This window comes from Rhodohalobacter halophilus (genome assembly GCF_001715195.1).
Lineage (GTDB): Bacteria > Bacteroidota > Rhodothermia > Balneolales > Balneolaceae > Rhodohalobacter > Rhodohalobacter halophilus.
On sequence record NZ_MDWE01000016.1, the window covers coordinates 31,274 to 51,585 of the forward strand.

The following is a 20,312-nucleotide window of genomic DNA, read 5'->3' on the forward strand; positions in this document are numbered from 1 at the left end:
TTGCAATATGAGTGTAGAGTTCACACCAAATGATTCTTACAGCAATCATGCCAATGGGTGCCATTCAGATACCTGTTGTGCGTAAAGTCAATTACTTGGCGTAGATGATAAACAACAGATGGCACGATTCTCATATCAATAAAAAAACCCTTGTTAAACGTTAACAAGGGTTTAAGAAAGCAAATTGTGACTGTTCCTATCCGACGATGAAGAAGAGGATGGCAGCAATCACAAAAAAGTTAAGAATACTGATTGGTAAAAGTCTTGACCAACCCAGTTTCATCACCTGGTTATACTTAAATCTTGGAATGGTCCACCGAACCCAGATAAAGAAGAAGACAAAGAATGCAGTTTTTGCTGTGAATACACTAACATCCAGAATTCCTTTCACCAAAGGGGAAAGCTCCGGCAGCCAGTATCCTGCAAATGGCAAATGGTAGCTTCCAAAAAAGAAGGTAGTCATCAGCATAGAGTTGATCACGACGTGCATGTACTCTGCGAGGAAGAACATACCAAACTTCATGGAGCTGTACTCGGTATGAAAACCACCGACAAGTTCCTGTTCTGCCTCTACGAGATCGAAAGGAGTTCTGTTACTTTCGGCAAAGGCTGCTATGATAAAAATGATAGCTCCAACTGGGTTGAGAAATACAAACCACCAGTTCTCCTGTGCTACTGCAACATCCACCACACTTAGCGAACCTACAAAAAGAATGACGGATGCAACAGCCATACCCAGCGGCAGTTCATAACTGATCATCTGTGCCGCAGCTCTCAATCCACCTAAAAGGGAGTATTTACTGTTTGAGGCCCATCCGGCAAGAGTTACACCGTAAACACCCAATGAGGCAACTGCCAGCAAGTACAGAACACCTGCGTTGATGTCGGTGGCATAGAGTCCCTCACCAAATGGAATAACAGCAACTGTTAACAGTGCGGTAACTACAGGAATCATTGGTGCAACTGTGTGAAGAACTTTATTTCCTTTGTCAGGAGTTACATCCTCTTTAAAGATAAGTTTCAACACGTCTGCGATCGGTTGGAGTAATCCGAATGGCCCCACCCGGTTAGGTCCAACTCTGTTTTGAATTAAACCTGCAACCCGTCGTTCTGCATATACAGTAATTGCAGCAGAGTTCAGAAGCATAAACAGGCCTACTCCTAAAACGATATAAGATGTCAATGTGACTTCAGCCATCCCCTAAGAAATTAAATAATTAAGATTTTACTGTTGTTTTTTCCTGGTCTAATACAATTCCAGACTCCTCATCCATTCTGGCATAGCTTACCCCTTCAAACGGAGCGAGGGTAGAGGAGATCTCCTCCATAATTTCTCTTCCATTGCCGTAGTCAAAACCATCCACTCCCAATTGATCTGCAAGTTTGGAGGCTACAATCCAGAATGGAAGACAGTCTACTTTATTTTCTTCCGTAACCCAATTATCAAAGTTGGTTCCGTACCGGTCTAATCGACCTTCATTCATCTCAAAATCGAGTCTGCGATTGGTATATTTCGTCTCCTTAGCAGGGAAGGATCGTTGTATTCGTCCATCAATATTCACATAGCTTGCGGCATGTTCCGCAATGCATGTGATCGGAATAACCAGATCAGCGGTTTTTGATGTTTGTGAGTGATTTGTAGAGAAAGAGACAACAAATGTGTTATTCAGTTGATCTTCACTCAACACCTCACGGTCTACCAGATTATCGTTCAGAAGAAGTACAACTTTGGCCTTTTCTGCAAGTCCAGACAATTTGCTGTTATCAACTTCATTAAACCCAAGCAGTCGGCATCCATTGGCGTTCGGAGCAAGATCATCAGTAAGAAGGAATCCATCTCCTTTTCCTTTTTCTGTGTGGGAGGTGAAAACCGGTTCGTTATAGCCTAAAAGGGAAGATAACTTTGACAGAATGTAGTTTTCTTCAACCGATGCGTGCGAACTTCCAATTAACAGAACATCTTTTTTATCAACTCCTTCTAACTGCTCTGCAACGGTAGCAAACGCATTGTTCCAGGATGATTTAACCTGTTCGTTATCAATTTTTTGATGAGGTCTTGAAACACGATTCTCATTAAACAGGCGATATGCTTCGCGCCCCTCATCCGGCATCCAGTGATCGTTTACCGCTTCGTTATATCGCGGAGTTATTCTCAATACGAGATTATCTCTCGTCCAGATGTCAATATTCGTTCCTTTTGCATTGGTAATGTCAATGCTTGGAGTCTGATTCATCTCCCAAACCCGGGCTTTAAATCTGAAATCAGCGGAAGTAAGTGCACCAACAGGACAAATATCAACCGTGTTGAGAGAGTAAGCATCATCAAACTCACGATCCGGTGCCGTAATTGGGTAATTTTTATCTCCACGAGAGGTAATTGTTAACTGATGAGTTTTACTGACCTCATCTGTAAATCGCACACATCGTGTACAGTTGATGCACCGTTCAGCATCCAGAATTACACGCGGCCCCAATTGAATACGCTTTGGTTTATGAACTTTCTTTACCTCAAATCGGCTTCCTTCCGGTCCGTATTTATACGTTTGAATCTGGAGTGGGCATTCCCCCGCCTGATCACAAATAGGGCAGTCGAGCGGGTGGTTGATAAGAATAAACTCTAAGGTATCTTTTTGTGCTCTTTTTACCAGATCATCTGTCTCTTGGGTATGCACAACCATACCGTCTGATATCATGGTATTGCAAGAAGTTTGCAATTTTGGGAACCAGCGAATAACCCGCTCTCCATTTTCATCCAGCTCATACTCTCCGGTTTCCCGATCTTTAACCGGTTGACCCACTTTTACCAAACATTGTCGGCAGTTTGCCGGTGCAGAAAGAGAGGGGTGGTAGCAGAAAAACGGAACTTCCATTCCCTGATCCTGAATGAACTGAAGGAGTCGTTGTTCACCTTCATATTCGAATCGTTTCCCATCAATAAATACTTCAGGCATGATATTGACTTTTTAATTTAATAGTGCCAATTAGCAGTGCTAAACAGCGATCTGTGAATTTCTATTTATAGTTGCGTTGATAGTCAGGCTACTGCGTGAACTGATTTTTTGCATCTTGCTTCAAATTCATCACGGAAGCGTGTAATTGTGTGGCGAACCGGCCATGCAGCAGCATCAGCCAGTGCACAAATGGTTCGTCCTTCCATTTGAGTGGTAATGTCGAGCAAAAGATCTAAATCTTTAATCTCACCTTCACCGTTTTTGATCTTTAGCATAACCTTTTCAAGCCAGCCGGTTCCCTCACGGCAAGGTGTACATTGTCCGCAGGACTCGTGATGGTAGAAGTGAGTAATTCTCCAAAGCATATCTACCATGTCGGTGTCTTCGTCCATTACAACCATTCCGGCAGTACCCAACATGGTACCCACTTCACGCAAAGAGTCGCTGTCCATGGTTACACCATCGAGCTGATCGGCTCTTACAACCGGTGTTGATGAACCGCCTGGAATGACGGCTTTTAATTTCTTTCCATTTCTCATTCCCTGGGCTACATCATTAATGAGATCGAATACAGGAACACCACTGGGTAATTCATAAACTCCCGGACGATTTACATGGCCGGAAATTCCGTAAAGAATAGGGCCGGGGTGATTCTCTGCACCGATACTCTTAAACCAATCTGCTCCCCTGTTAATTACGCTCGTCACATGGGAGAGGGTCTCAATGTTATTGATTGTGGTGGGACGTCCCCATAAACCTTTCTGTGCGGGGAATGGGGGCTTCACTCGTGGATAACCGCGTTTCCCTTCTAAAGACTCAAGCATGGATGTCTCCTCACCGCAAATGTATGCACCTGCACCTGAGTGAACATAAAAATCGACGCTAAAGTCCGATCCAAAAATATTTTTACCGATCATTCCTGCATCGTAAGCATCCTGGATGGCCTTTTCCATCATTTGAATATAGGCTTTGTACTCACCGCGTATATAGACGTAGATCGACGTGATTTCCATGGCGTATGCAGCGATCAATGCACCTTCAATAAATACATGAGGGTTGTATTCAAAAATCTTTCGGTCTTTAAAGGTCCCCGGCTCAGATTCATCACCGTTACAGGCGAGATATCGAGGCCCACCGTCGGCAGGAGGCATAAAAGACCACTTTAGTCCGGCATTGAACCCGGCACCACCGCGTCCCCGAATGTTTGCACTCTTAACCTCTTCGATAACACTTTTTTGGTCTGCCCACTTCTTCTTATCAGTCAGAACCGATTTAAGGGCTTCGTAGCCACCATTTTTTCTGTAAACATCAATTTTGTGAATATCCTTGATGTTTGGAATCAGTACCGGTTCGTAATTTTTCCAATCAACAGTACTCATAATGCTTATTTAACTTTTCTGAGTGGCATTTCAATTTGTTCGTATTCGGGAGTTTTCCCTGCTTTGAGGTCTTCAATCAAACTCTCAATCTTCTCGGGAGTGAGATTATTCACATACTTGTCGTTTGTGATCTGAAGCATGGGTGCATAGCCGCAGGCTCCCAAGCACTCAACCTCATTCAGGGTAAACATACCGTCATCGGTTGTTTCTCCGGCCTTAATTCCGAGCTTCTCTTCCGCACGCTCCAGAACATCATATCCGCCGCAAAGCTGACAGCTAAGGCAGGTACAAACATCTAGAACAAACTTACCTTTCTCCTCCTTGTAATATTGAGTGTAGAAAGTTGCCACACCATGAACGTGTGCTTCAGGAAGCTCCAATGTCTCTGCAACAAGCTTTTGGACGTCTGAATTTACATGGCCAAAGCGATTTTGTGCCACCCAAAGTGCAGGCAGAGTGGCTGCTTTTACTTCAGGATACTTCGCTTTGATCTTTTCTATTTCTTGTAAATCGTCTTCTGTGAATTCGTATTTCATAGATCTATTTATCAGCTTCTCCCAATACGGGATCAATTCCTCCAATTATGACTACTGTATCGGCTACCATTTCTCCGTCAATTACATTTTCTAATACCTGTAAATTGACAAAAGAAGGGGCTCGAATTTTTAATCTCCATGGGTGACCCGTTCCGTCACTTTGTATGTAATATCCCAATTCACCTTTGGGTGATTCAACAGCTGTGTAAGCCTCTGCGCCCTCAGGCGGACAGATACCGGTATCTGTCATCATAAAGTCATGAATCATTCCTTCCATTGAGTAGTATACTTCATCTTTGGAAGGGTAGGCCTGTTTAGCATTATCGGTACGAACCGGGCCTTTTGGCAATTTATCCAAGCACTGTTTGATGATTCGAATACTTTCGCTCATCTCTTCCATACGTACATAGTACCTTGCAAGGTTATCACCTTCGAGGCGGGTAGGGATGTCGAACTCTACTTCGTTGTACCGGGCATACGGTTCAAACTTTCTAATATCCATTCCAAAGCCTGATGCTCGCAGCACGGGACCGGTTGCACCGTAACGAAGCGCGTCTTCGGTTTTCAATACACCTACAGCCTCATTTCTGTCGAAGAATATTCGGTTTCTGTCGAGCAGTTTATGATAATCTTTCAATTCATTCGGGAATGTATCGACAAACTCTTTGATGGCGCCCATGGCTTCATCGGTAATGTCGTTAGCAACTCCCCCAATTCTGGCATGAGATACCGTAAAACGGTGACCGGCCAAACGGTCCATGATATCGTAGATTTTCTCACGCTCTTTGAATGTCCAGATAAAGAATGATACAGCTCCGGCATCCATTACCATGGTTCCAAGCCAGAGAAGGTGCGATGAAATTCGTGCAAGTTCAGCACCGATCATCCGGATGTAGTGCGCACGTTCAGGCACCTCAACATTTGATAGCTTTTCAACTGCCTGACAGAGAGCTACGTTATTACTGTAAGGCGAAAGATAGTCCATGCGGTCTGTGTACGGCATGAACTCTTGATACGTCTTATTCTCGGCAATTTTTTCAACACCTCTGTGGAGGTAACCGATATCCAGTTTCGTTTTTTCGATTGATTCGCCGTTCAACTGAAGAACAAGCCGTAATACACCGTGCGTAGCAGGGTGCTGAGGGCCCATGTTTAACACCATTTTGGATGTCAGCGGATCGCCGTCATCGAGCTCTTCAATGGTGGTGTGTTTGTCTTCAAGACTTTGATAGAGCTTTTTCTGGTGCTCCTTAAAGAACTTGGAATCAACTTTCGATTGAATGTCCGTTAATTTCATAAAATCTTACTATTCAGTATCAGGTGTTGAATTTGGAAGATCGATAGAGCCGGGAATTCCGAGTAGTGGGAACTCTTTTCTAAGCGGGAAATATTCAAAATCTTCCGGCATAAAGATTCGTCTGAGGTCCGGATGATTGTTGAATTTGATTCCGAACATGTCATAGACTTCACGCTCATTCCATCCGGCAGACTGCCAAACTGATGTGACAGAATCAACTTCCGGGTTTTCTTCCTCGCATCGAACTTTTACAAAAAGCCGATCACCGTTTTTTAATGAAATGAGATTGTATACCACTTCAAATCTGTCATCTGAAGTGTAACGATCAATTCCAAAAACGTCTGCCAGGTAAGTAAAATGTTGATTTTCCTTCAAAAAAGTTGAGATTTCAATAATTGAATTCAGATCCACCAAAACAAACGTTCGGCCGGAAGACTGGTAAACATCTAAAATCTTTTTAGAAAAAGATTCAGTAAGAGCATCTACGGTTTTTTGAAGAGATTCTGATAATTCTAAACTCATAGGAATTAACTGTCGAGCGTAACAGAGTGCTCGGTTTTAATTTTATCTTGAATTTTCATGAGAGCGTGGAGTACGGCATCCGGTCGGGGAGGGCAGCCTGAGATGTAGGCATCCACGGGCAGGAAGTTATCTACTCCCTGAACCACACCGTAGCATCGGTGCATTCCACCGGTTGACGCACAAGCACCCATGGCTATACACCATTTTGGGTCGGGCATCTGATCCCAGATTCTTCGGATAGCGTGAGACATTTTGTATGTACACCAGCCTGCAACAATCATAACATCACTCTGGCGCGGAGAGAATCTCATCACTTCTGATCCAAACCGAGCGGCATCATACCGAGGACCTGCAAATGCCATCATTTCAATAGCACAGCATGCCAAACCCATCGGCATTGGCCATGCAGCATTTGAACGCGCCCAATTTACCAAAGCATCTACTCTGGTAGTTAAATAGCCTTCACTAAGAGAACTTTCTAAACCCATAATCTTAAGTTATTTCGATAAAGCTTCGTATTTAATGTTTTTCACGTCCCAGTCCAGGGTGCCTTTCTTGAGGGTATAAATCAACCCGATGAATAGGATTACAATAAAGATCGTCATAGCCAGAAACGTTCCTGTACCATGCTCCATAAAGCGAACTGCCCATGGATATATGAAAACGACCTCAAGGTCAAACACGATAAATTCCATTGCTACCAAATAAAAAGCGATTGAGTAGCGCTCTTTCGCCTCACCTACTGGATCCATTCCACTTTCGTAAGGGCTGAGCTTGTTGGTATTTGGTCTGTATGGTCCCAGAATTCTTGAGAGTGACATTAAAACCAGCGCCAATACAAAAGCAACGCCAATCAGGACCAGAATGGGATAATATTGTTCAAGCATGAAATACGGTTAGAATTATTTTTGCTCTAAATTACCGCCACAACGACGGAAAGTCAACGAATATACCCTTCAAATATAGCAGGTTTTATACCCAACTTTGAACTCTTTTTTAAAAAAATATGCGGGTATGTTTTTTGTGAGCAGAAAAGGGAGAGAGTGGAGGTGTAACGGTCAAAGAAGTAACTCTTCTAACTGATTGAGTTCCGATTGAAAAACAAAGGGTCGGCTCATAGCCATGTCGGTGATCAGTGTAGTAATCACGCCGTTGCTTTGAGCCGAGGAGAGTGATGCAACCTTGTCAATGGGGAGCATTTCATCATTTTGAAAGAGGTCTCTGCTTTCAAATTCGTTATAAAGATAGCTAAACCGGTCACTGCTGTAGAGAGTGGCAAGGATCTCCTCTCGGCTCAAACTTTTTTCAGCATGATCCACCACATCTGAAGTTTTACACCATTGAGAAAGCTGGTTAGAAACTTCTGCCCACAGGTCCCGGTCGGTCGTTTCGTCCATTATTTGATGGAGCTCCATCAATAATTTTTCTTTTTGATCTGTATTCATCAGGTCGTGAAACGCCGATACAGGCTGACCTGCCCAAAAAGTTGGGTTGTTATATAATGTGCGGGTTACAGGGTGATGATAGATTGCAGCGAATAGAGTGTCGTCGCACTGTGTGTAGAGTTCCGTAACTGTAAGCTGCATGAAAGAATGTTCAGCATCATCTGTTTCCTTCTCTTGTTCACTGTTTGCACAGCTGAATAAAAGAAATGAGAGAATGATTGTGAAAACCCTGATCATAAAATTCAATGTTTTGAATGAAAATTACCAGCCAATTCTTCCGCGTCGATCATTCCGCTCCTGGTTGGCAGGATCCTCCGGCATCACAAATCCGGGTGGTTGTTCAAATGCATCGTAACTCCACGGGGCTTCAGGGTCATTCGTTACACGATTGATGAATTCACCGACGATCGGAAGAGCGGTTCGCGCTCCCTGACCAATACTGTTGGGATCATTGGTAGGAAACCGAATTTTTCGATCTTCGCCGCCAACCCAGGCACCCATCACAATGTGTGGCATCATGGCAACAAACCAGTTATCAGCACTGTTCTGGGTGGTACCGGTTTTTCCGGCAACATCCTGCTGTACACCGTAAACGTTTCGTAATCTCACACCCGTACCGTGATAATCGGCGCCTCCGCGAATGACGCCGCGCATCATGTCGATCATCATGTAGGCAGTTTCCGGGCTGATTACCTCCTGTGTATATTTTGGATTGAACTCTTCAAGAACATTCCCTTCCCGATCCTCAATACGGGTTATGGCAACCGGCTCTATGTGAACTCCCTGATTTACAAATGTAGTGTAAGCACTGACCAGCTCAAGCAGGGAGACCTCCGTTGTACCCAACGCAATGGAAGGGTATATAGATTGATTGGTCATATTAATCCCGAGGTTTGAGGCCATCTCTGCAATTTTGGTAGCGGCCGGCATCAGGTCGTTTGCTCGGTTTGTTCCGGGGGCACCTGCAATTTCGGGCAGCAGGCGTACCGTGACGTTGTTCAAACTTCTTGCAAGGGCTTCTCTGAGTGAAACCATCTCCGGACCGGATGGAACCGAAGGGTCTTTGGGGTTCCACAATCTGCCGGATGTCTCAATAAAACTGCTCGGATATTTAGAGAACTTATGGTAAGGCATGTAGCCGTTGTCTATGGCAACCGCGTAGACGAAAGGTTTAAATGTAGAACCGGCCTGCCGCCTGGACTGATGAACATGATCAAACTGTTTGGCACCAAAATCGGCACCGCCAACCCAAACCAGCACATTTCCATTATTCGGGTCAATGGCTGTAAAACCTGCCTGAAGTTTGGTGTTTACTCGTTTGACGGAATCAACAAAAGCAGAGTCTGCCATCAGTTCAGCAAAAACAACTGATTCTTGGTCGGTGTTAAATTTCTGGAAACCGTTTTTGTATCGGTCTGTTTCCCGAATAAAATCTCTGAGATAGGTAGGGTACTCCTCCCAATACTCATTCATGTAGTCGCCGCCACGTGAGGTCCATTCTCGTTCAAATACAGGTTGAAACTCCTCAAGTTTTTCCAGAACTGCTCTTTCGGCATGGCGCTGTAGGCGGGAGTCGATCGTAGTGTAAATCACCAGTCCGTCTGTAAAAAGATCGTACCCATTTTCCAAAGCCCAGCGCTGCACCTGAAGACGAACATACTCACCGAAGTAACGGCTTTCCCTGCCGGACCTTGATGGAGGCTGGTAATTTAGCTGAATTTCCTCCATTCTGAGGGTTTCGAAAACCTCATCACTGATAAAGTTACGGTTGTACATTTGATTCAGCACCACATTTCGGCGAAACTGAGCCCGTTCGGGAAATCTTCGAGGATTGTAAGCATAGACGGCACGAAGCTGACCGATCAATGTTGCTGCTTCACTAATTGTCAGATCACCGGCACTTTTTCCGTAGTGTGTTCTTGCAGCTTGCTCAATACCAAATGCACTGTTACTGAACTCCACAGTATTCAGATACATCTCAATGATTTCACGCTTGGTGTAATTATTCTCAATCTGAATCGCAGTAATCATCTCCCGAAGTTTTCGGGTTACAGATACTTCAAAACCGATATTACGGTAAAGGTTACGGGCAAGCTGCTGGCTGATGGTTGATCCACCTTGAATTCTCCCCTGTATCCAATAGTAGGGTAGTCCCGCAAGTCTGCGAATATCTACTCCCCAGTGATCGAAAAAACGGTGATCTTCTGTGGCAATCAGAGCATTGATGACATTTGGAGAAATATTATCGATGGTAACATAGGTCCGGTTTTCAACAAAATAGCGGTCAAGTACGGCTCCGTCGTGGCTTCGCACTTCTGTTGCAACGGCTGTTTGTGGATTTTCAAGCTCCTGGATTGATGGCAGTCCCTGCAGTAAATAGATAAAGTATCCTATACCCATTAGCAGTAGTGCTGCAGCTGTAGAGCCTCCGTAGATCAAAATCTTCTTACCAACACCATTTCTTTTGGTGGGATTGGGACCGCGCTCGCTTTCCGGGTTCTGCCTGTTTTTACCCATCACACTTTTTCGATATTCCGGATCATCAAAATACCGGTCCATATCTATATTGTGTTCGTTATCACTCATTGCTGATCTTTATAATCTGATTTAAATGGAGTAAATGTTCTGTTCTCTGCATCCCATCTAACGAGATTGCATTCGCCATTGGTATAAATTGCAACCGTTTTATCTCCGTAGAATGTACCGAGATTTATATACGTACCGAAAGGGAAAGTTTCCACTCTTGCATGATGATCATGCCCGCTGATGACATACCGGTAGTCGGTCTCTTTTAAAAAGCTCGTTGCCCAACTGTTTAACCGTTTCGGATCGTCCGAAGGATTATTTCTGCTGAAGGCTGAAAATTGTTTCATGATATCGATTCCTGTTTCAGGAGAAAATATAAATTTATAAAACCGAACAAATAGGGGGTGTCTCAGCAGCCTATGAAACAGCGGCCTTGGAAGGTTAAACCTTGAATCCTTCAAACCATCACCGTGGTGGATGAAAAGTTTATTTGTGTCAGCTTCTATGACTTTATACTCTTCAATTAAATCAAACCCTGCGGAGGAGAAATATCCTTCTGTCCAGTTGTCATGGTTGCCGGTAATATAGGTAGCCGGTTTTACATGATGATTATAATGTTTAAGTGATTCCAGTAAACTCTCACCAAGTTTCGGTTTGATTGCCCCAAATTCCATCCAGTAGTCAAACAAGTCTCCCAAAATGTGTACCTGAATGGAATTCTCTGAGCAGTATTCAACCAATGAGATGAGTTGGAGCTCAAGTTCCCGGTTAACCTCAGGAGTAAACGCACCCAGATGCACATCCGAAAGGAAAAGATGTGTCATGGAATCTACTTTTTCCGGTTGATAATGAACCGAATCAGAGCTTCGAAATCATCGAGTCCGTTTTTAACGGGAAGTTTGTTGAGTGTGGAAAGAGCGCGGTTGGCATACATCTCCATGCTCTTTTCAGCGAGTTTGAGTCCGTCATATTTGTGTACAAAATTGACAATCTCATTGACATCCGCCTTCTTTTTCTTACGCTTTTTCATGATGCGGCGAATTTTCATCTGCTCCAATTTCGGCGCTTTTTCCAAAGCTTTAATTAAGGGGAGGGTTACTTTTCGTTCTTGAATATCATTTCGAGTCGGTTTCCCCACATTGTCAATTCCATAATCGAAGAGGTCGTCTTTGATTTGGAATGCGATACCGATATCCATTCCAACTTCCCGCATACTGCTTATGATCTGTTCGTCATCGGTGGTTGCAATGGCCCCACACTGGCAGCAGGCTGAGATGAGACTGGCGGTTTTTTCAGAAATAATCTGGTAGTACCGCTCTTCCGTCATGTTGAACAGTTTCGAGGTTTTGAGCTGGCGTAATTCCCCTTCACTCATTTTACGCACAGCATCTGAGAGAACATGCAACAATTGATACTCTTTATGATCCAGGGCAACCAGCAAGCCTTTTGAGAGTAGAAAGTCACCGAGAAGCACCCCGGCCTTATTCTTCCACAGTTTATTGATGCTAAGAAAGTCTCGGCGAATGTCGGCTTCATCAACCACGTCATCATGGATGAGCGTAGCTGTGTGGAGCAGTTCGATCATAGTGGCTGCTACAAAACTCCGTTTATCCACGGTTCCAAACATTCTGGCGGTCATAAAGACCAGGGTTGGACGGATCTCTTTACCTTTTTGACGCAGAAGATATTGTATAATTTGATCCAGTAAAAAAACATCGCTTCGCAACTCATCTTTAAAAAATGTACGAAACGTTGAGAGATCATCCCGGATGGGGGCAGTTATCTCCTTGAGCGAAAGCGGGTTCTGTATTGATTCTGATTTCTTCAGTGCTGCCTCAGAGGCCATGTAGACATTTCGTGGTTAATAATTAGAGCCGAAAAGTAAGAATAAACTCATTAAATAGTTGCGCAATGATGAAGGGCTCTTTAGTTTTACAACTTATTCAAAAAACCAATGAATCTAAATTTTTGAATCTTGAAAAAAATAGGTGTTTTAACAAGTGGTGGTGACTCCCCGGGGATGAACGCGGCTTTTCGTGCCGTAGTTCGAACTGCAAAGACTTTAAATATGGAGGTGATGGCGATACGGCACGGCTACAAAGGCCTGATTGAAGATGACATTACTAAAGTAACTCCACATGATGTATCGAATATAATTCAGAGAGGTGGCACAGTTCTCAAATCAGCTCGATGTGATGAATTCCGTACAAAAGAGGGACGGGAGAAAGCTGCAAATGTTCTCAAAAAACATAAAATTGAAGCCTTGATTACGATTGGCGGAGACGGAACCTTTCAGGGCGCAACGCATTTAGCCAATGAGCATGACATAAATGTAATTGGTGTGCCGGCCACGATTGATAACGATCTGGTTGGTTCGGATGAAACAATTGGCTACGACACAGCTCTAAATACGGCAATGGAAGCCATTGATAAAATACGTGATACGGCAGATGCCCACGATCGGCTATTCCTGGTTGAGGTGATGGGACGTGATGCCGGATTCATTGCTTTGGAAACAGGAATTGCAGGTGGGGCTGAGTTAATTTTGCTCCCTGAATCTCTTACGGATATTGATGATGTTAAAGCGTCATTAAATGAAGTACTGAGTGAGCAACGACGCAGCAGCTTGGTGGTTATTGCCGAAGGAGATGACACCGGTGGTGCTCTCAAAATTTCCGAAGAGTTGAAACCGGATTTCAGCAAGTACGAAATGAGAGTCTGTATTCTGGGGCATGTTCAGCGTGGAGGTAACCCAACTGCTCGTGACCGTGTACTCGCAAGCCGACTTGGATCGGCAGCGGTGAGTGTTCTTAATGAAGGCCACAGCCAGGTAATGGTTGGGGTTGTGAATAACAAAGTAAAGCTGACACCGCTAAAAATGACGTTCGGTAAGAAGAAGGATATCAATTTCGACCTTCTTGAACTTGCAAAAACATTGAGGTAAGAATGATTAATGTAGATCTTTCAAAGGCTCAAAATTTCATTGATTCTGATGACTTTGATAATGCTTTAAAGCTTGCAAACGGTTCATTGAAGCAGGTTCAGGACGGGAGCGGAAGAGGCAGTGAATGGCTTGGTTGGCGGAGGATTTTAGCACAGCCTAATGATGCTGAAATTGACCGGATTGAGCAGCACGCTGCCAAAATCCGTGAAGATGCAGATATTTTTATCGTCTGTGGAATAGGTGGATCTTTTACGGGGGCAAAAGCAATTATTGAGGCATTAACTATGCCGTTTAATGCTTCTGGACCCGAAATTCTGTTTGCAGGGCATCATATGAGCGGTCGCTATCTTCAGGAGCTGCTCAAATACATTGAAACTCCCAAAGAGAATGGAGAACCCAAAAGTGTTTACTTGAATGTGATTTCAAAATCGGGTTCCACACTTGAGACGGCTCTTGCGTTTAGAACGCTGCGTAGTTGGATGAATGATACATATGGCAAGGATGCTTCAAGCAGGATCTTTGCTACAACCGGTAAAACCGGTGGAGTTTTAAACAAGATCATTGAAGGTGAAGGTTATCAGAAATATATCATTCCGGATGATATTGGAGGGCGTTTTTCTGTTCTGACTCCGGTTGGACTTCTGCCTGTTGCCGTTGCCGGTATCGATATTCAAACTCTCTATTACGGTGCGGTTTCGGAGTTTGAACATCTGGAAAAATCCCCGGACTCAGTCCTTCAGTATGCTGCACTGCGCTATGTTTTGCATATGAATGGTGTAGCATTGGATGTGATCGGATCGTTCGAACCGGAGTTGTCGGGGTTTGCCGATTGGACGCAGCAGCTTCTTGGTGAGAGTGAAGGAAAAGAGGGGAAGGGGTTGTTCCCCGCAGTAGCCGGATACTCTACCGATCTGCACAGCTTTGGGCAGATGATACAGCAGGGGCGTCGGAATTTAATGGAAACACTGTTTGTCGTTAACCAACCTATTTCAGATCTGGGTGTACCAGAAATGTCTGACAATACAGACCAGCTTGGTTATCTGGAGGGTAAACTGTTCCACGAAATTAATCAAAGTGCTCTGAACGGTACGGTGGAGGCGCACCACGATGGTGGCGTTCCAGTAGTGAAAATTATCATCGAAAAATTGAATGCACAGCAAATAGGACGCTTAATCTATTTCTACGAATTATTGACAGCAGTTTATGTGTATATGCTGGATGTAAACCCGTTCAATCAACCCGGAGTAGAAAATTATAAGCAGGCGATGTATCGTCTGCTCGGTAAAACAAATTAATGGAATGCAGACAAAGAAGAGCAGGAATAAATACGTAGCGATTGCCGGAAATATCGGTGCAGGTAAGTCATCATTAACAAGGTTGTTGGGGAAAAATTTTAACTGGAAACCGTACTACGAATCGGTGGACGATAATCCATATTTGTCTGATTTTTATGATGACATGCGCCGATGGAGTTTTAATCTTCAGATCTACTTTTTATCAAGCCGTTTTCGTCATCAAAAGGAGATACAGGGGTCCAATCAGAACCTGATACAGGACAGAACGATCTATGAAGATGTAGAAATTTTTGCCAAAAACCTCTTCGATATGGGGTTAATGAGTGACAGAGATTATGAAAATTACAAGGCTCTGTTTCACGAAATGGTTAACTATTTGCGTCCGCCTGACCTGTTGATCTACCTTCGAGCTGAAGTTCCAACCCTCGTGAGACAGATTCAGCAAAGGGGAAGAAACTACGAAAATACGATTCGTATTGAATATTTAGAACGGCTCAACAGTTTGTATGAAAGCTGGATTGATCGTTACGAACATCAAAAGTTGATCATAGACACAGACGATCTCGATTTTGTAAATAACAGTGAAGACCTCGGGAAAGTAATCTCGCTGGTTGAGCAGAGGCTCTACGGACTCTTTAATTAAATTGCTTTCCAAAGAAGATCTTTTTATTTTTGAAAGCTATCGTGAATACATCAAAACTAACATTTCGATTACAGGAAATCCCTGACGGTGAAAGCAATGGGCAGATTGCTATTGGGGAGGCTGAATTTGAGTTAGATGATGAGGTTTCACTGAAAAAGGCTGATGTTGAGGTCAATTTTTATAAGACCGATCATTTTGTACAGGTGAAGTTTGGTGTTCAGGCAGATGTTAATTTTATCTGCGACAGAACGCTTAAACCGTTTCTCTATACAGCAGAGGGTTCATACCAGATACTGTTTGAACCCAATCCTGTTGAGGAGAGTGAAACGGAAGAGGCAGCAGTTAGGCAGATTCCGGCTGATGATCTTCTCCTTAATATAGAGAAGGAGGTGAGGGATACCATTATGCTCAATCTTCCAATTCGTAAAATTCATCCTGACTTGTTAGATTCAGACGGTAAGCCGAAAAAATTTGAAACAAAATCTTTTGGTCCTCCTATTGATGAGGAGAAGCGTATTGATCCCCGATGGGAGAAATTGAAAAAATTAAAGTAAACAATAATAAACAGTAGAAATGGCGCATCCTAAACGAAAGACATCCAAAGCCCGCAGAGATAAACGACGATCACACCACCGTATTGCGGATGTTCCTTTGGCGGAATGTTCAAACTGCGGCTCAATGCACCGGTACCATCACGTGTGCATGGAGTGCGGATACTACCGCGGACGACAGGTACTGAACGTTTCCAAATAATTAAACAACTGAAGAATGCTGATTGCTGTTGATGCTGTAGGCGGAGACCATTTTCCTCAGAATCCGGTTCAGGGTTCGATTGAAGCACTAAAAGAAGATGATTCAATTGAAGTACTCCTAACCGGACCCAAAGATCTTATACAAAAAGAGCTGAAAAATCTCGAGTATGATTCAAATCGAACCCATATTCTGGATGCTCCTGAGATTGTAGGTATGGATGAGTCTCCATCGGCGGCCTTCAAAAGCAAAAAGGCCTCATCTATTTCCCTTGGGCTAACGGCTCACAAAAAAGGGGAGTGCGACGGGTTTGTAAGTGCCGGTAATACCGGTGCACTTCTTGCTGCATCCACGCTGATACTTGGCAAGCTTGAAGGTGTAATGAGGCCAACTATTTCAGCCACTTATCCCACCTTAAAAGGCATTAGCCTTTTGATTGATGCCGGAGCCAACCTTGAACTGAAGCCTGAAATGTATCTTCAGTTTGCAAAAATGGGGACAATCTTTTCTGAAGAGATTTTAAATAAAAAAAGCCCGACCATTGGATTGCTGAATATTGGCGAAGAGCCCGAAAAAGGCTCTGATGAGCATAAGGAAGCTTTTCAGCTTTTATCACAAATGGACGGGTTTAAAGGAAATATTGAAGGAAAAGATATTCTATACGGAACAACCGATATATACCTGACCGATGGATTTACCGGCAATGTAGTTCTCAAGTTTGGTGAGTCTATTCCGGGTGTACTTAAACTACTTCTCTCTAAAACGATGGAGAGTGAGCAAGTTTCTCCGGAAGTTCAGAAACAACTCTTTACCATTTTGGCCAAAGGTCTAAACACGTTCAATTATGAACATGTTGGTGGAGTTCCATTTTTGGGTGTAAACGGTACCAGCTTAGTTGGGCATGGGGGCAGTTCTCCAACTGCAATTAAGAACATGATCATAAACGCAGCTCACTGTGTTACCCATAAGCTAAATGATAAAATCGTAGCTTCTCTAAATTAATCTTATCTCAATTTAATGGCTTTTAAACGAGCAAAAATTACCGGTGTTGGTAGATACCTGCCGGACTATGTACTAACCAATGAAGAGCTTGAATCGTACGTAGATACCAACGATGAATGGATTCGAACAAGAACCGGAATATCAGAGCGAAGAATTTTAAAAGATCCCGACAAAGCAACCTCCTTTATGGCTACAAATGCTGCCAATGAAGCATTGAAGGATGCAGGTGTCTCTGCAGAGGAGATCGACTTGGTGGTTGTTGCAACTGTTACACCAGACTATCTGTTTCCTGCCACGGCTGCGCTGGTTCAAAAAAGAGTGGGTGCAAAAAATGCATTTGCCTACGATCTTTCAGCAGCTTGCTCCGGCTTTCTGTTTGCCCTTTCTACGGTTGGCTCAATGATAGAATCGGGACGCATCAAAAAGGCACTTGTTATCGGTGCCGATAAGATGAGCTCAATAATGGATTTTACCGACAGATCAACCTGTATACTATTTGGTGATGGTGCAGGCGCAGTTGTTCTTGAAGAGACAAATGAAGACACCGGTATTGTGGATTTTATTCAATATACTGACGGCGATGAAGATAATATGCTCTATCAGCCGGCCGGCGGAAGCCTTCATCCTGCAACTGAAGAGACCGTGAAAAACAAGCAGCACTATATCAAACAGGATGGGCGATCGGTCTTTAAAAAGGCCACTGAAGGTATGGCGGATGTATCTTCAGAAATCATGGAGAAAAATAACCTTAAAGCAGATGATGTAGCCTGGTTAGTACCGCATCAGGCAAATCTTAGAATTATTCATGCCACGGCCCGCAGAATGGGTCTTGATAAGAATAAAGTGATGGTGAACATCAATAAATACGGTAATACCACCGCTGCTACCATTCCGCTTTGTCTGTATGACTGGAAGGAGAGTCTGAACGATGGCGACAATATCATCCTTTCTGCTTTTGGCGGAGGTTTGACGTGGGGAGCAATCTATTTAAAATGGAGTAAATAAATGAAGGCATTACTATTTCCGGGACAAGGTTCCCAAAAAGTTGGAATGGGTCAAGATCATTACAACTCCAACACATTGTTTAAAAAACATCTGGATCAGGCTGATGAAATACTCGGTTACGAATTGAGCAGCATCATGTTTAAAGGGCCGCAAGAGAAACTGACCCAAACAAAATTTACGCAACCGGCGATTTTTGTTCACTCATTTGCACTCTATGAACAACTTGATCTTAAACCGGACATGGTTGCCGGTCACAGTTTGGGTGAATTTAGCGCAATTGCTGCAGCAGGTGTGCTGTCCTTTAAAGAAACACTCGAACTGGTGAGTTTACGGGGTAAATTAATGCAGGAAGCCGGAGCTCAACATCCCGGTACCATGGCAGCCATTATTGGTATGGATGATGATGTTGTAGATCAGATTTGTGAGAAAGCAACAGAAGAAATTGGAAAGCCGGTTGTTGCAGCTAATTATAACTCCCCCGGACAGCTAGTAATTTCCGGCGATGTGGATGCTGTGAATAAAGCTGTTGAGTTTGCTAAAAGTGAAGGCTGCAGGCTTGCAAAAGTGTTGCCGGTAAGCGGAGCATTTCACTCACCACTGATGGAACCTGCATATAAGGCTTTTAAAACAAAGGTTGATGAGATGGATTTCTCGGAACCTGATTTTCCGGTGTATAGTAACTATACTGCCGTTGGTACAGTAGATCCTGAAGTGATCAAGCAAAATGTTATCATGCAGTTAACAAATCCTGTTCAGTGGACAAATACATTGAACAACATGAAGAGTAAAGGTGCCGAAACGTTTGTAGAAGTTGGCCCTGGGAAAGTGCTTCAGGGTTTGGTAAAGAGAACATTGGAAAACGTAACAATTGAAGGCTACGAATAATGAATTTAAAAGATAAAAATTGCATCGTTACCGGCGGGAGTCGCGGAATAGGTAAATCAATCGCATTGACGTTTGCCAAGCTTGGTGCTAATGTTGCTATTACTTATTCCCGCTCAGCTGATGCCGCTAACGAAGTTGCAGATGAGATTAAAAAAGCCGGTTCTAAGGCGATGGCAATTCAGGCAGATGCTACAGACTTTTCTAAAGCTGAAGAGGTGATCGCTAAAGTTGTTGAAGAGTGGGGGGCACTCGATGTGCTCATCAACAATGCCGGAATTACCAAAGATAACCTGATCCTCAGAATGAATGAGGAGCAGTGGGATGCGGTTATTAATACCAATCTGAAGAGTGTATTTAACTACAGTAAAGCTGCTGCCAAACCGATGATGAGAGCACGCGGTGGCTCCATTGTTAATATTGGGTCGGTTGTGGGTATTTCCGGAAATGCCGGACAAAGCAATTATTCTGCATCCAAAGCCGGTTTGATCGGATTCACAAAATCATACGCTAAAGAACTTGCCAGCCGAAATATTCGGGCAAATGTAGTTGCGCCGGGGTACATCACAACAGAGATGACTCAGGACCTGGATGAGAAAGTCTTGGAATCAATACGTGAGGAGACTCCGTTAGGACGTGCAGGCAATCCTGAAGAAGTATCCAATGTAGTAGCATTCCTTGCATCGGATTTAAGTTCTTATATCACAGGCGAAGTGATTCGTGTTGATGGCGGAATGGCAATGTAATTTTTCATAATTTTGCACAGTCTGAAGCGGCTCGTGTTATTTTTTATCGATATGTTGTATTTTCAGCATATCAAAAATTTTATTAAACATAAAAACCACTAATTCAAATCGATAGGACTCATATGTCACAAGATGTTGAAGCGAAAGTAAAATCCATTATAGTTGATAAACTCGGTGTTGACGAATCAGAAGTAGTTGCAGAAGCAAACTTCACAAACGATTTGGGAGCAGACTCTCTGGATACCGTTGAACTTATTATGGAATTCGAAAAAGAGTTTGATCTCAGTATTCCTGATGAAGACGCTGAAAACATTGCCACTGTTGGCGATGCTGTGAAGTACATCCAGGAAAAGTCGTAGTATTATAGCTAACTGACAATTTAAAAAATC

Annotated in this window: 22 protein-coding genes; 10 read left to right on the forward strand and 12 right to left on the reverse strand. The window is 43.5% G+C overall.

The features are described from left to right. Window positions 1–196 precede the first annotated feature (196 nt). From nuoH to BG260_RS05610, 12 genes are all read right to left on the reverse strand, one after another. Window positions 197–1,198 (reverse strand): NADH-quinone oxidoreductase subunit NuoH, encoded by a 1,002-nt coding sequence (nuoH, locus tag BG260_RS05555; RefSeq protein WP_069130972.1) that lies wholly within the window; start codon window positions 1,196–1,198, stop codon window positions 197–199. A gap of 19 nt (window positions 1,199–1,217) precedes the next feature. Next, window positions 1,218–2,951, reverse strand: coding sequence for a molybdopterin-dependent oxidoreductase (locus BG260_RS05560; protein ID WP_069130973.1), 1,734 nt, complete (start codon window positions 2,949–2,951; stop codon window positions 1,218–1,220). Window positions 2,952–3,034: 83 nt separating this feature from the next. Then, window positions 3,035–4,330: an NADH-quinone oxidoreductase subunit NuoF gene (nuoF, locus tag BG260_RS05565; protein WP_069130974.1), complete on the reverse strand. Its 1,296-nt coding sequence runs from the start codon at window positions 4,328–4,330 to the stop codon at window positions 3,035–3,037. Between the two features lie 5 nt (window positions 4,331–4,335). Beyond that, a complete protein-coding gene (locus BG260_RS05570) occupies window positions 4,336–4,866 on the reverse strand; it encodes an NADH-quinone oxidoreductase subunit NuoE family protein (RefSeq protein ID WP_069130975.1) in 531 nt (176 codons plus the stop codon). 4 nt (window positions 4,867–4,870) lie between these two features. Further along, complete coding sequence (gene nuoD, locus BG260_RS05575) at window positions 4,871–6,163, reverse strand: NADH dehydrogenase (quinone) subunit D (RefSeq protein WP_069130976.1); 1,293 nt, start codon at window positions 6,161–6,163, stop codon at window positions 4,871–4,873. 9 nt (window positions 6,164–6,172) lie between these two features. Next, a complete protein-coding gene (locus tag BG260_RS05580; protein WP_069130977.1) occupies window positions 6,173–6,685 on the reverse strand; it encodes an NADH-quinone oxidoreductase subunit C in 513 nt (170 codons plus the stop codon). Window positions 6,686–6,690: 5 nt separating this feature from the next. Next, window positions 6,691–7,173 (reverse strand): NADH-quinone oxidoreductase subunit B, encoded by a 483-nt coding sequence (locus BG260_RS05585; protein WP_069130978.1) that lies wholly within the window; start codon window positions 7,171–7,173, stop codon window positions 6,691–6,693. 9 nt (window positions 7,174–7,182) lie between these two features. Next, complete coding sequence (locus BG260_RS05590; protein ID WP_069130979.1) at window positions 7,183–7,572, reverse strand: NADH-quinone oxidoreductase subunit A; 390 nt, start codon at window positions 7,570–7,572, stop codon at window positions 7,183–7,185. 171 nt (window positions 7,573–7,743) lie between these two features. Continuing rightward, window positions 7,744–8,367, reverse strand: coding sequence for a hypothetical protein (locus tag BG260_RS05595; protein ID WP_069130980.1), 624 nt, complete (start codon window positions 8,365–8,367; stop codon window positions 7,744–7,746). Window positions 8,368–8,391: 24 nt separating this feature from the next. Then, window positions 8,392–10,716: a penicillin-binding protein 1A gene (locus BG260_RS05600; protein ID WP_069130981.1), complete on the reverse strand. Its 2,325-nt coding sequence runs from the start codon at window positions 10,714–10,716 to the stop codon at window positions 8,392–8,394. Further along, entirely contained in the window at window positions 10,713–11,480 is a 768-nt protein-coding gene (locus tag BG260_RS05605; RefSeq protein WP_069130982.1) for a UDP-2,3-diacylglucosamine diphosphatase, read from the reverse strand. Before BG260_RS05605 ends, BG260_RS05600 begins: the two co-directional genes overlap by 4 nt. A gap of 5 nt (window positions 11,481–11,485) precedes the next feature. Further along, complete coding sequence (locus tag BG260_RS05610; RefSeq protein WP_069130983.1) at window positions 11,486–12,502, reverse strand: polyprenyl synthetase family protein; 1,017 nt, start codon at window positions 12,500–12,502, stop codon at window positions 11,486–11,488. Window positions 12,503–12,631: 129 nt separating this feature from the next. Here BG260_RS05610 and pfkA point away from each other — a divergent pair, with 129 nt between their 5' ends. The 10 genes from pfkA (at window position 12,632) to BG260_RS05655 (ending at window position 20,282) form a co-directional block, all read left to right on the forward strand. Continuing rightward, the gene (pfkA, locus tag BG260_RS05615) at window positions 12,632–13,600 is read left to right on the forward strand and encodes a 6-phosphofructokinase (protein ID WP_069130984.1); all 969 of its coding nucleotides are present in this window, start codon (window positions 12,632–12,634) and stop codon (window positions 13,598–13,600) included. A gap of 2 nt (window positions 13,601–13,602) precedes the next feature. Then, complete coding sequence (locus BG260_RS05620; protein WP_069130985.1) at window positions 13,603–14,895, forward strand: glucose-6-phosphate isomerase; 1,293 nt, start codon at window positions 13,603–13,605, stop codon at window positions 14,893–14,895. Window positions 14,896–14,899: 4 nt separating this feature from the next. Then, window positions 14,900–15,538, forward strand: coding sequence for a deoxynucleoside kinase (locus BG260_RS05625; RefSeq protein WP_069130986.1), 639 nt, complete (start codon window positions 14,900–14,902; stop codon window positions 15,536–15,538). A 29-nt stretch (window positions 15,539–15,567) separates the two neighbouring features. Further along, on the forward strand, window positions 15,568–16,092 hold the full coding sequence (locus tag BG260_RS05630) for a YceD family protein (protein ID WP_176719440.1): 525 nt from the start codon (window positions 15,568–15,570) through the stop codon (window positions 16,090–16,092). Between the two features lie 19 nt (window positions 16,093–16,111). Continuing rightward, entirely contained in the window at window positions 16,112–16,291 is a 180-nt protein-coding gene (gene rpmF, locus BG260_RS13890; RefSeq protein ID WP_083750115.1) for a 50S ribosomal protein L32, read from the forward strand. Window positions 16,292–16,306: 15 nt separating this feature from the next. After that, entirely contained in the window at window positions 16,307–17,290 is a 984-nt protein-coding gene (gene plsX / locus BG260_RS05635) for a phosphate acyltransferase PlsX (RefSeq protein WP_069130987.1), read from the forward strand. A 15-nt stretch (window positions 17,291–17,305) separates the two neighbouring features. Continuing rightward, on the forward strand, window positions 17,306–18,295 hold the full coding sequence (locus BG260_RS05640; RefSeq protein WP_069130988.1) for a beta-ketoacyl-ACP synthase III: 990 nt from the start codon (window positions 17,306–17,308) through the stop codon (window positions 18,293–18,295). Then, window positions 18,296–19,180: an ACP S-malonyltransferase gene (fabD, locus tag BG260_RS05645; protein WP_069130989.1), complete on the forward strand. Its 885-nt coding sequence runs from the start codon at window positions 18,296–18,298 to the stop codon at window positions 19,178–19,180. After that, the gene (gene fabG / locus BG260_RS05650; protein WP_069130990.1) at window positions 19,180–19,923 is read left to right on the forward strand and encodes a 3-oxoacyl-[acyl-carrier-protein] reductase; all 744 of its coding nucleotides are present in this window, start codon (window positions 19,180–19,182) and stop codon (window positions 19,921–19,923) included. The genes fabD and fabG overlap by 1 nt, the downstream gene beginning before the upstream one ends. Before the next feature lie 122 nt (window positions 19,924–20,045). Next, on the forward strand, window positions 20,046–20,282 hold the full coding sequence (locus tag BG260_RS05655; protein ID WP_069130991.1) for an acyl carrier protein: 237 nt from the start codon (window positions 20,046–20,048) through the stop codon (window positions 20,280–20,282). The last annotated feature ends 30 nt before the right edge of the window (window positions 20,283–20,312 follow it).

Bases quoted from the DNA above. Each gene is read 5' to 3' on its own strand.
- BG260_RS05595 (WP_069130980.1), bottom strand. From the start codon at position 8,367: ATGATCAGGGTTTTCACAATCATTCTCTCATTTCTTTTATTCAGCTGT.
- BG260_RS05580 (WP_069130977.1), bottom strand. From the start codon at position 6,685: ATGAGTTTAGAATTATCAGAATCTCTTCAAAAAACCGTAGATGCTCTT.
- BG260_RS05605 (WP_069130982.1), bottom strand. From the start codon at position 11,480: ATGACACATCTTTTCCTTTCGGATGTGCATCTGGGTGCGTTTACTCCT.
- rpmF (WP_083750115.1), top strand. From the start codon at position 16,112: ATGGCGCATCCTAAACGAAAGACATCCAAAGCCCGCAGAGATAAACGA.
- nuoF (WP_069130974.1), bottom strand. From the start codon at position 4,330: ATGAGTACTGTTGATTGGAAAAATTACGAACCGGTACTGATTCCAAAC.
- BG260_RS05625 (WP_069130986.1), top strand. From the start codon at position 14,900: ATGCAGACAAAGAAGAGCAGGAATAAATACGTAGCGATTGCCGGAAAT.
- BG260_RS05655 (WP_069130991.1), top strand. From the start codon at position 20,046: ATGTCACAAGATGTTGAAGCGAAAGTAAAATCCATTATAGTTGATAAA.
- BG260_RS05570 (WP_069130975.1), bottom strand. From the start codon at position 4,866: ATGAAATACGAATTCACAGAAGACGATTTACAAGAAATAGAAAAGATC.
- BG260_RS05600 (WP_069130981.1), bottom strand. From the start codon at position 10,716: ATGAGTGATAACGAACACAATATAGATATGGACCGGTATTTTGATGAT.
- nuoH (WP_069130972.1), bottom strand. From the start codon at position 1,198: ATGGCTGAAGTCACATTGACATCTTATATCGTTTTAGGAGTAGGCCTG.
- BG260_RS05610 (WP_069130983.1), bottom strand. From the start codon at position 12,502: ATGGCCTCTGAGGCAGCACTGAAGAAATCAGAATCAATACAGAACCCG.
- BG260_RS05585 (WP_069130978.1), bottom strand. From the start codon at position 7,173: ATGGGTTTAGAAAGTTCTCTTAGTGAAGGCTATTTAACTACCAGAGTA.
- BG260_RS05620 (WP_069130985.1), top strand. From the start codon at position 13,603: ATGATTAATGTAGATCTTTCAAAGGCTCAAAATTTCATTGATTCTGAT.
- BG260_RS05590 (WP_069130979.1), bottom strand. From the start codon at position 7,572: ATGCTTGAACAATATTATCCCATTCTGGTCCTGATTGGCGTTGCTTTT.
- fabG (WP_069130990.1), top strand. From the start codon at position 19,180: ATGAATTTAAAAGATAAAAATTGCATCGTTACCGGCGGGAGTCGCGGA.
- nuoD (WP_069130976.1), bottom strand. From the start codon at position 6,163: ATGAAATTAACGGACATTCAATCGAAAGTTGATTCCAAGTTCTTTAAG.
- BG260_RS05560 (WP_069130973.1), bottom strand. From the start codon at position 2,951: ATGCCTGAAGTATTTATTGATGGGAAACGATTCGAATATGAAGGTGAA.
- fabD (WP_069130989.1), top strand. From the start codon at position 18,296: ATGAAGGCATTACTATTTCCGGGACAAGGTTCCCAAAAAGTTGGAATG.
- BG260_RS05640 (WP_069130988.1), top strand. From the start codon at position 17,306: ATGGCTTTTAAACGAGCAAAAATTACCGGTGTTGGTAGATACCTGCCG.
- plsX (WP_069130987.1), top strand. From the start codon at position 16,307: ATGCTGATTGCTGTTGATGCTGTAGGCGGAGACCATTTTCCTCAGAAT.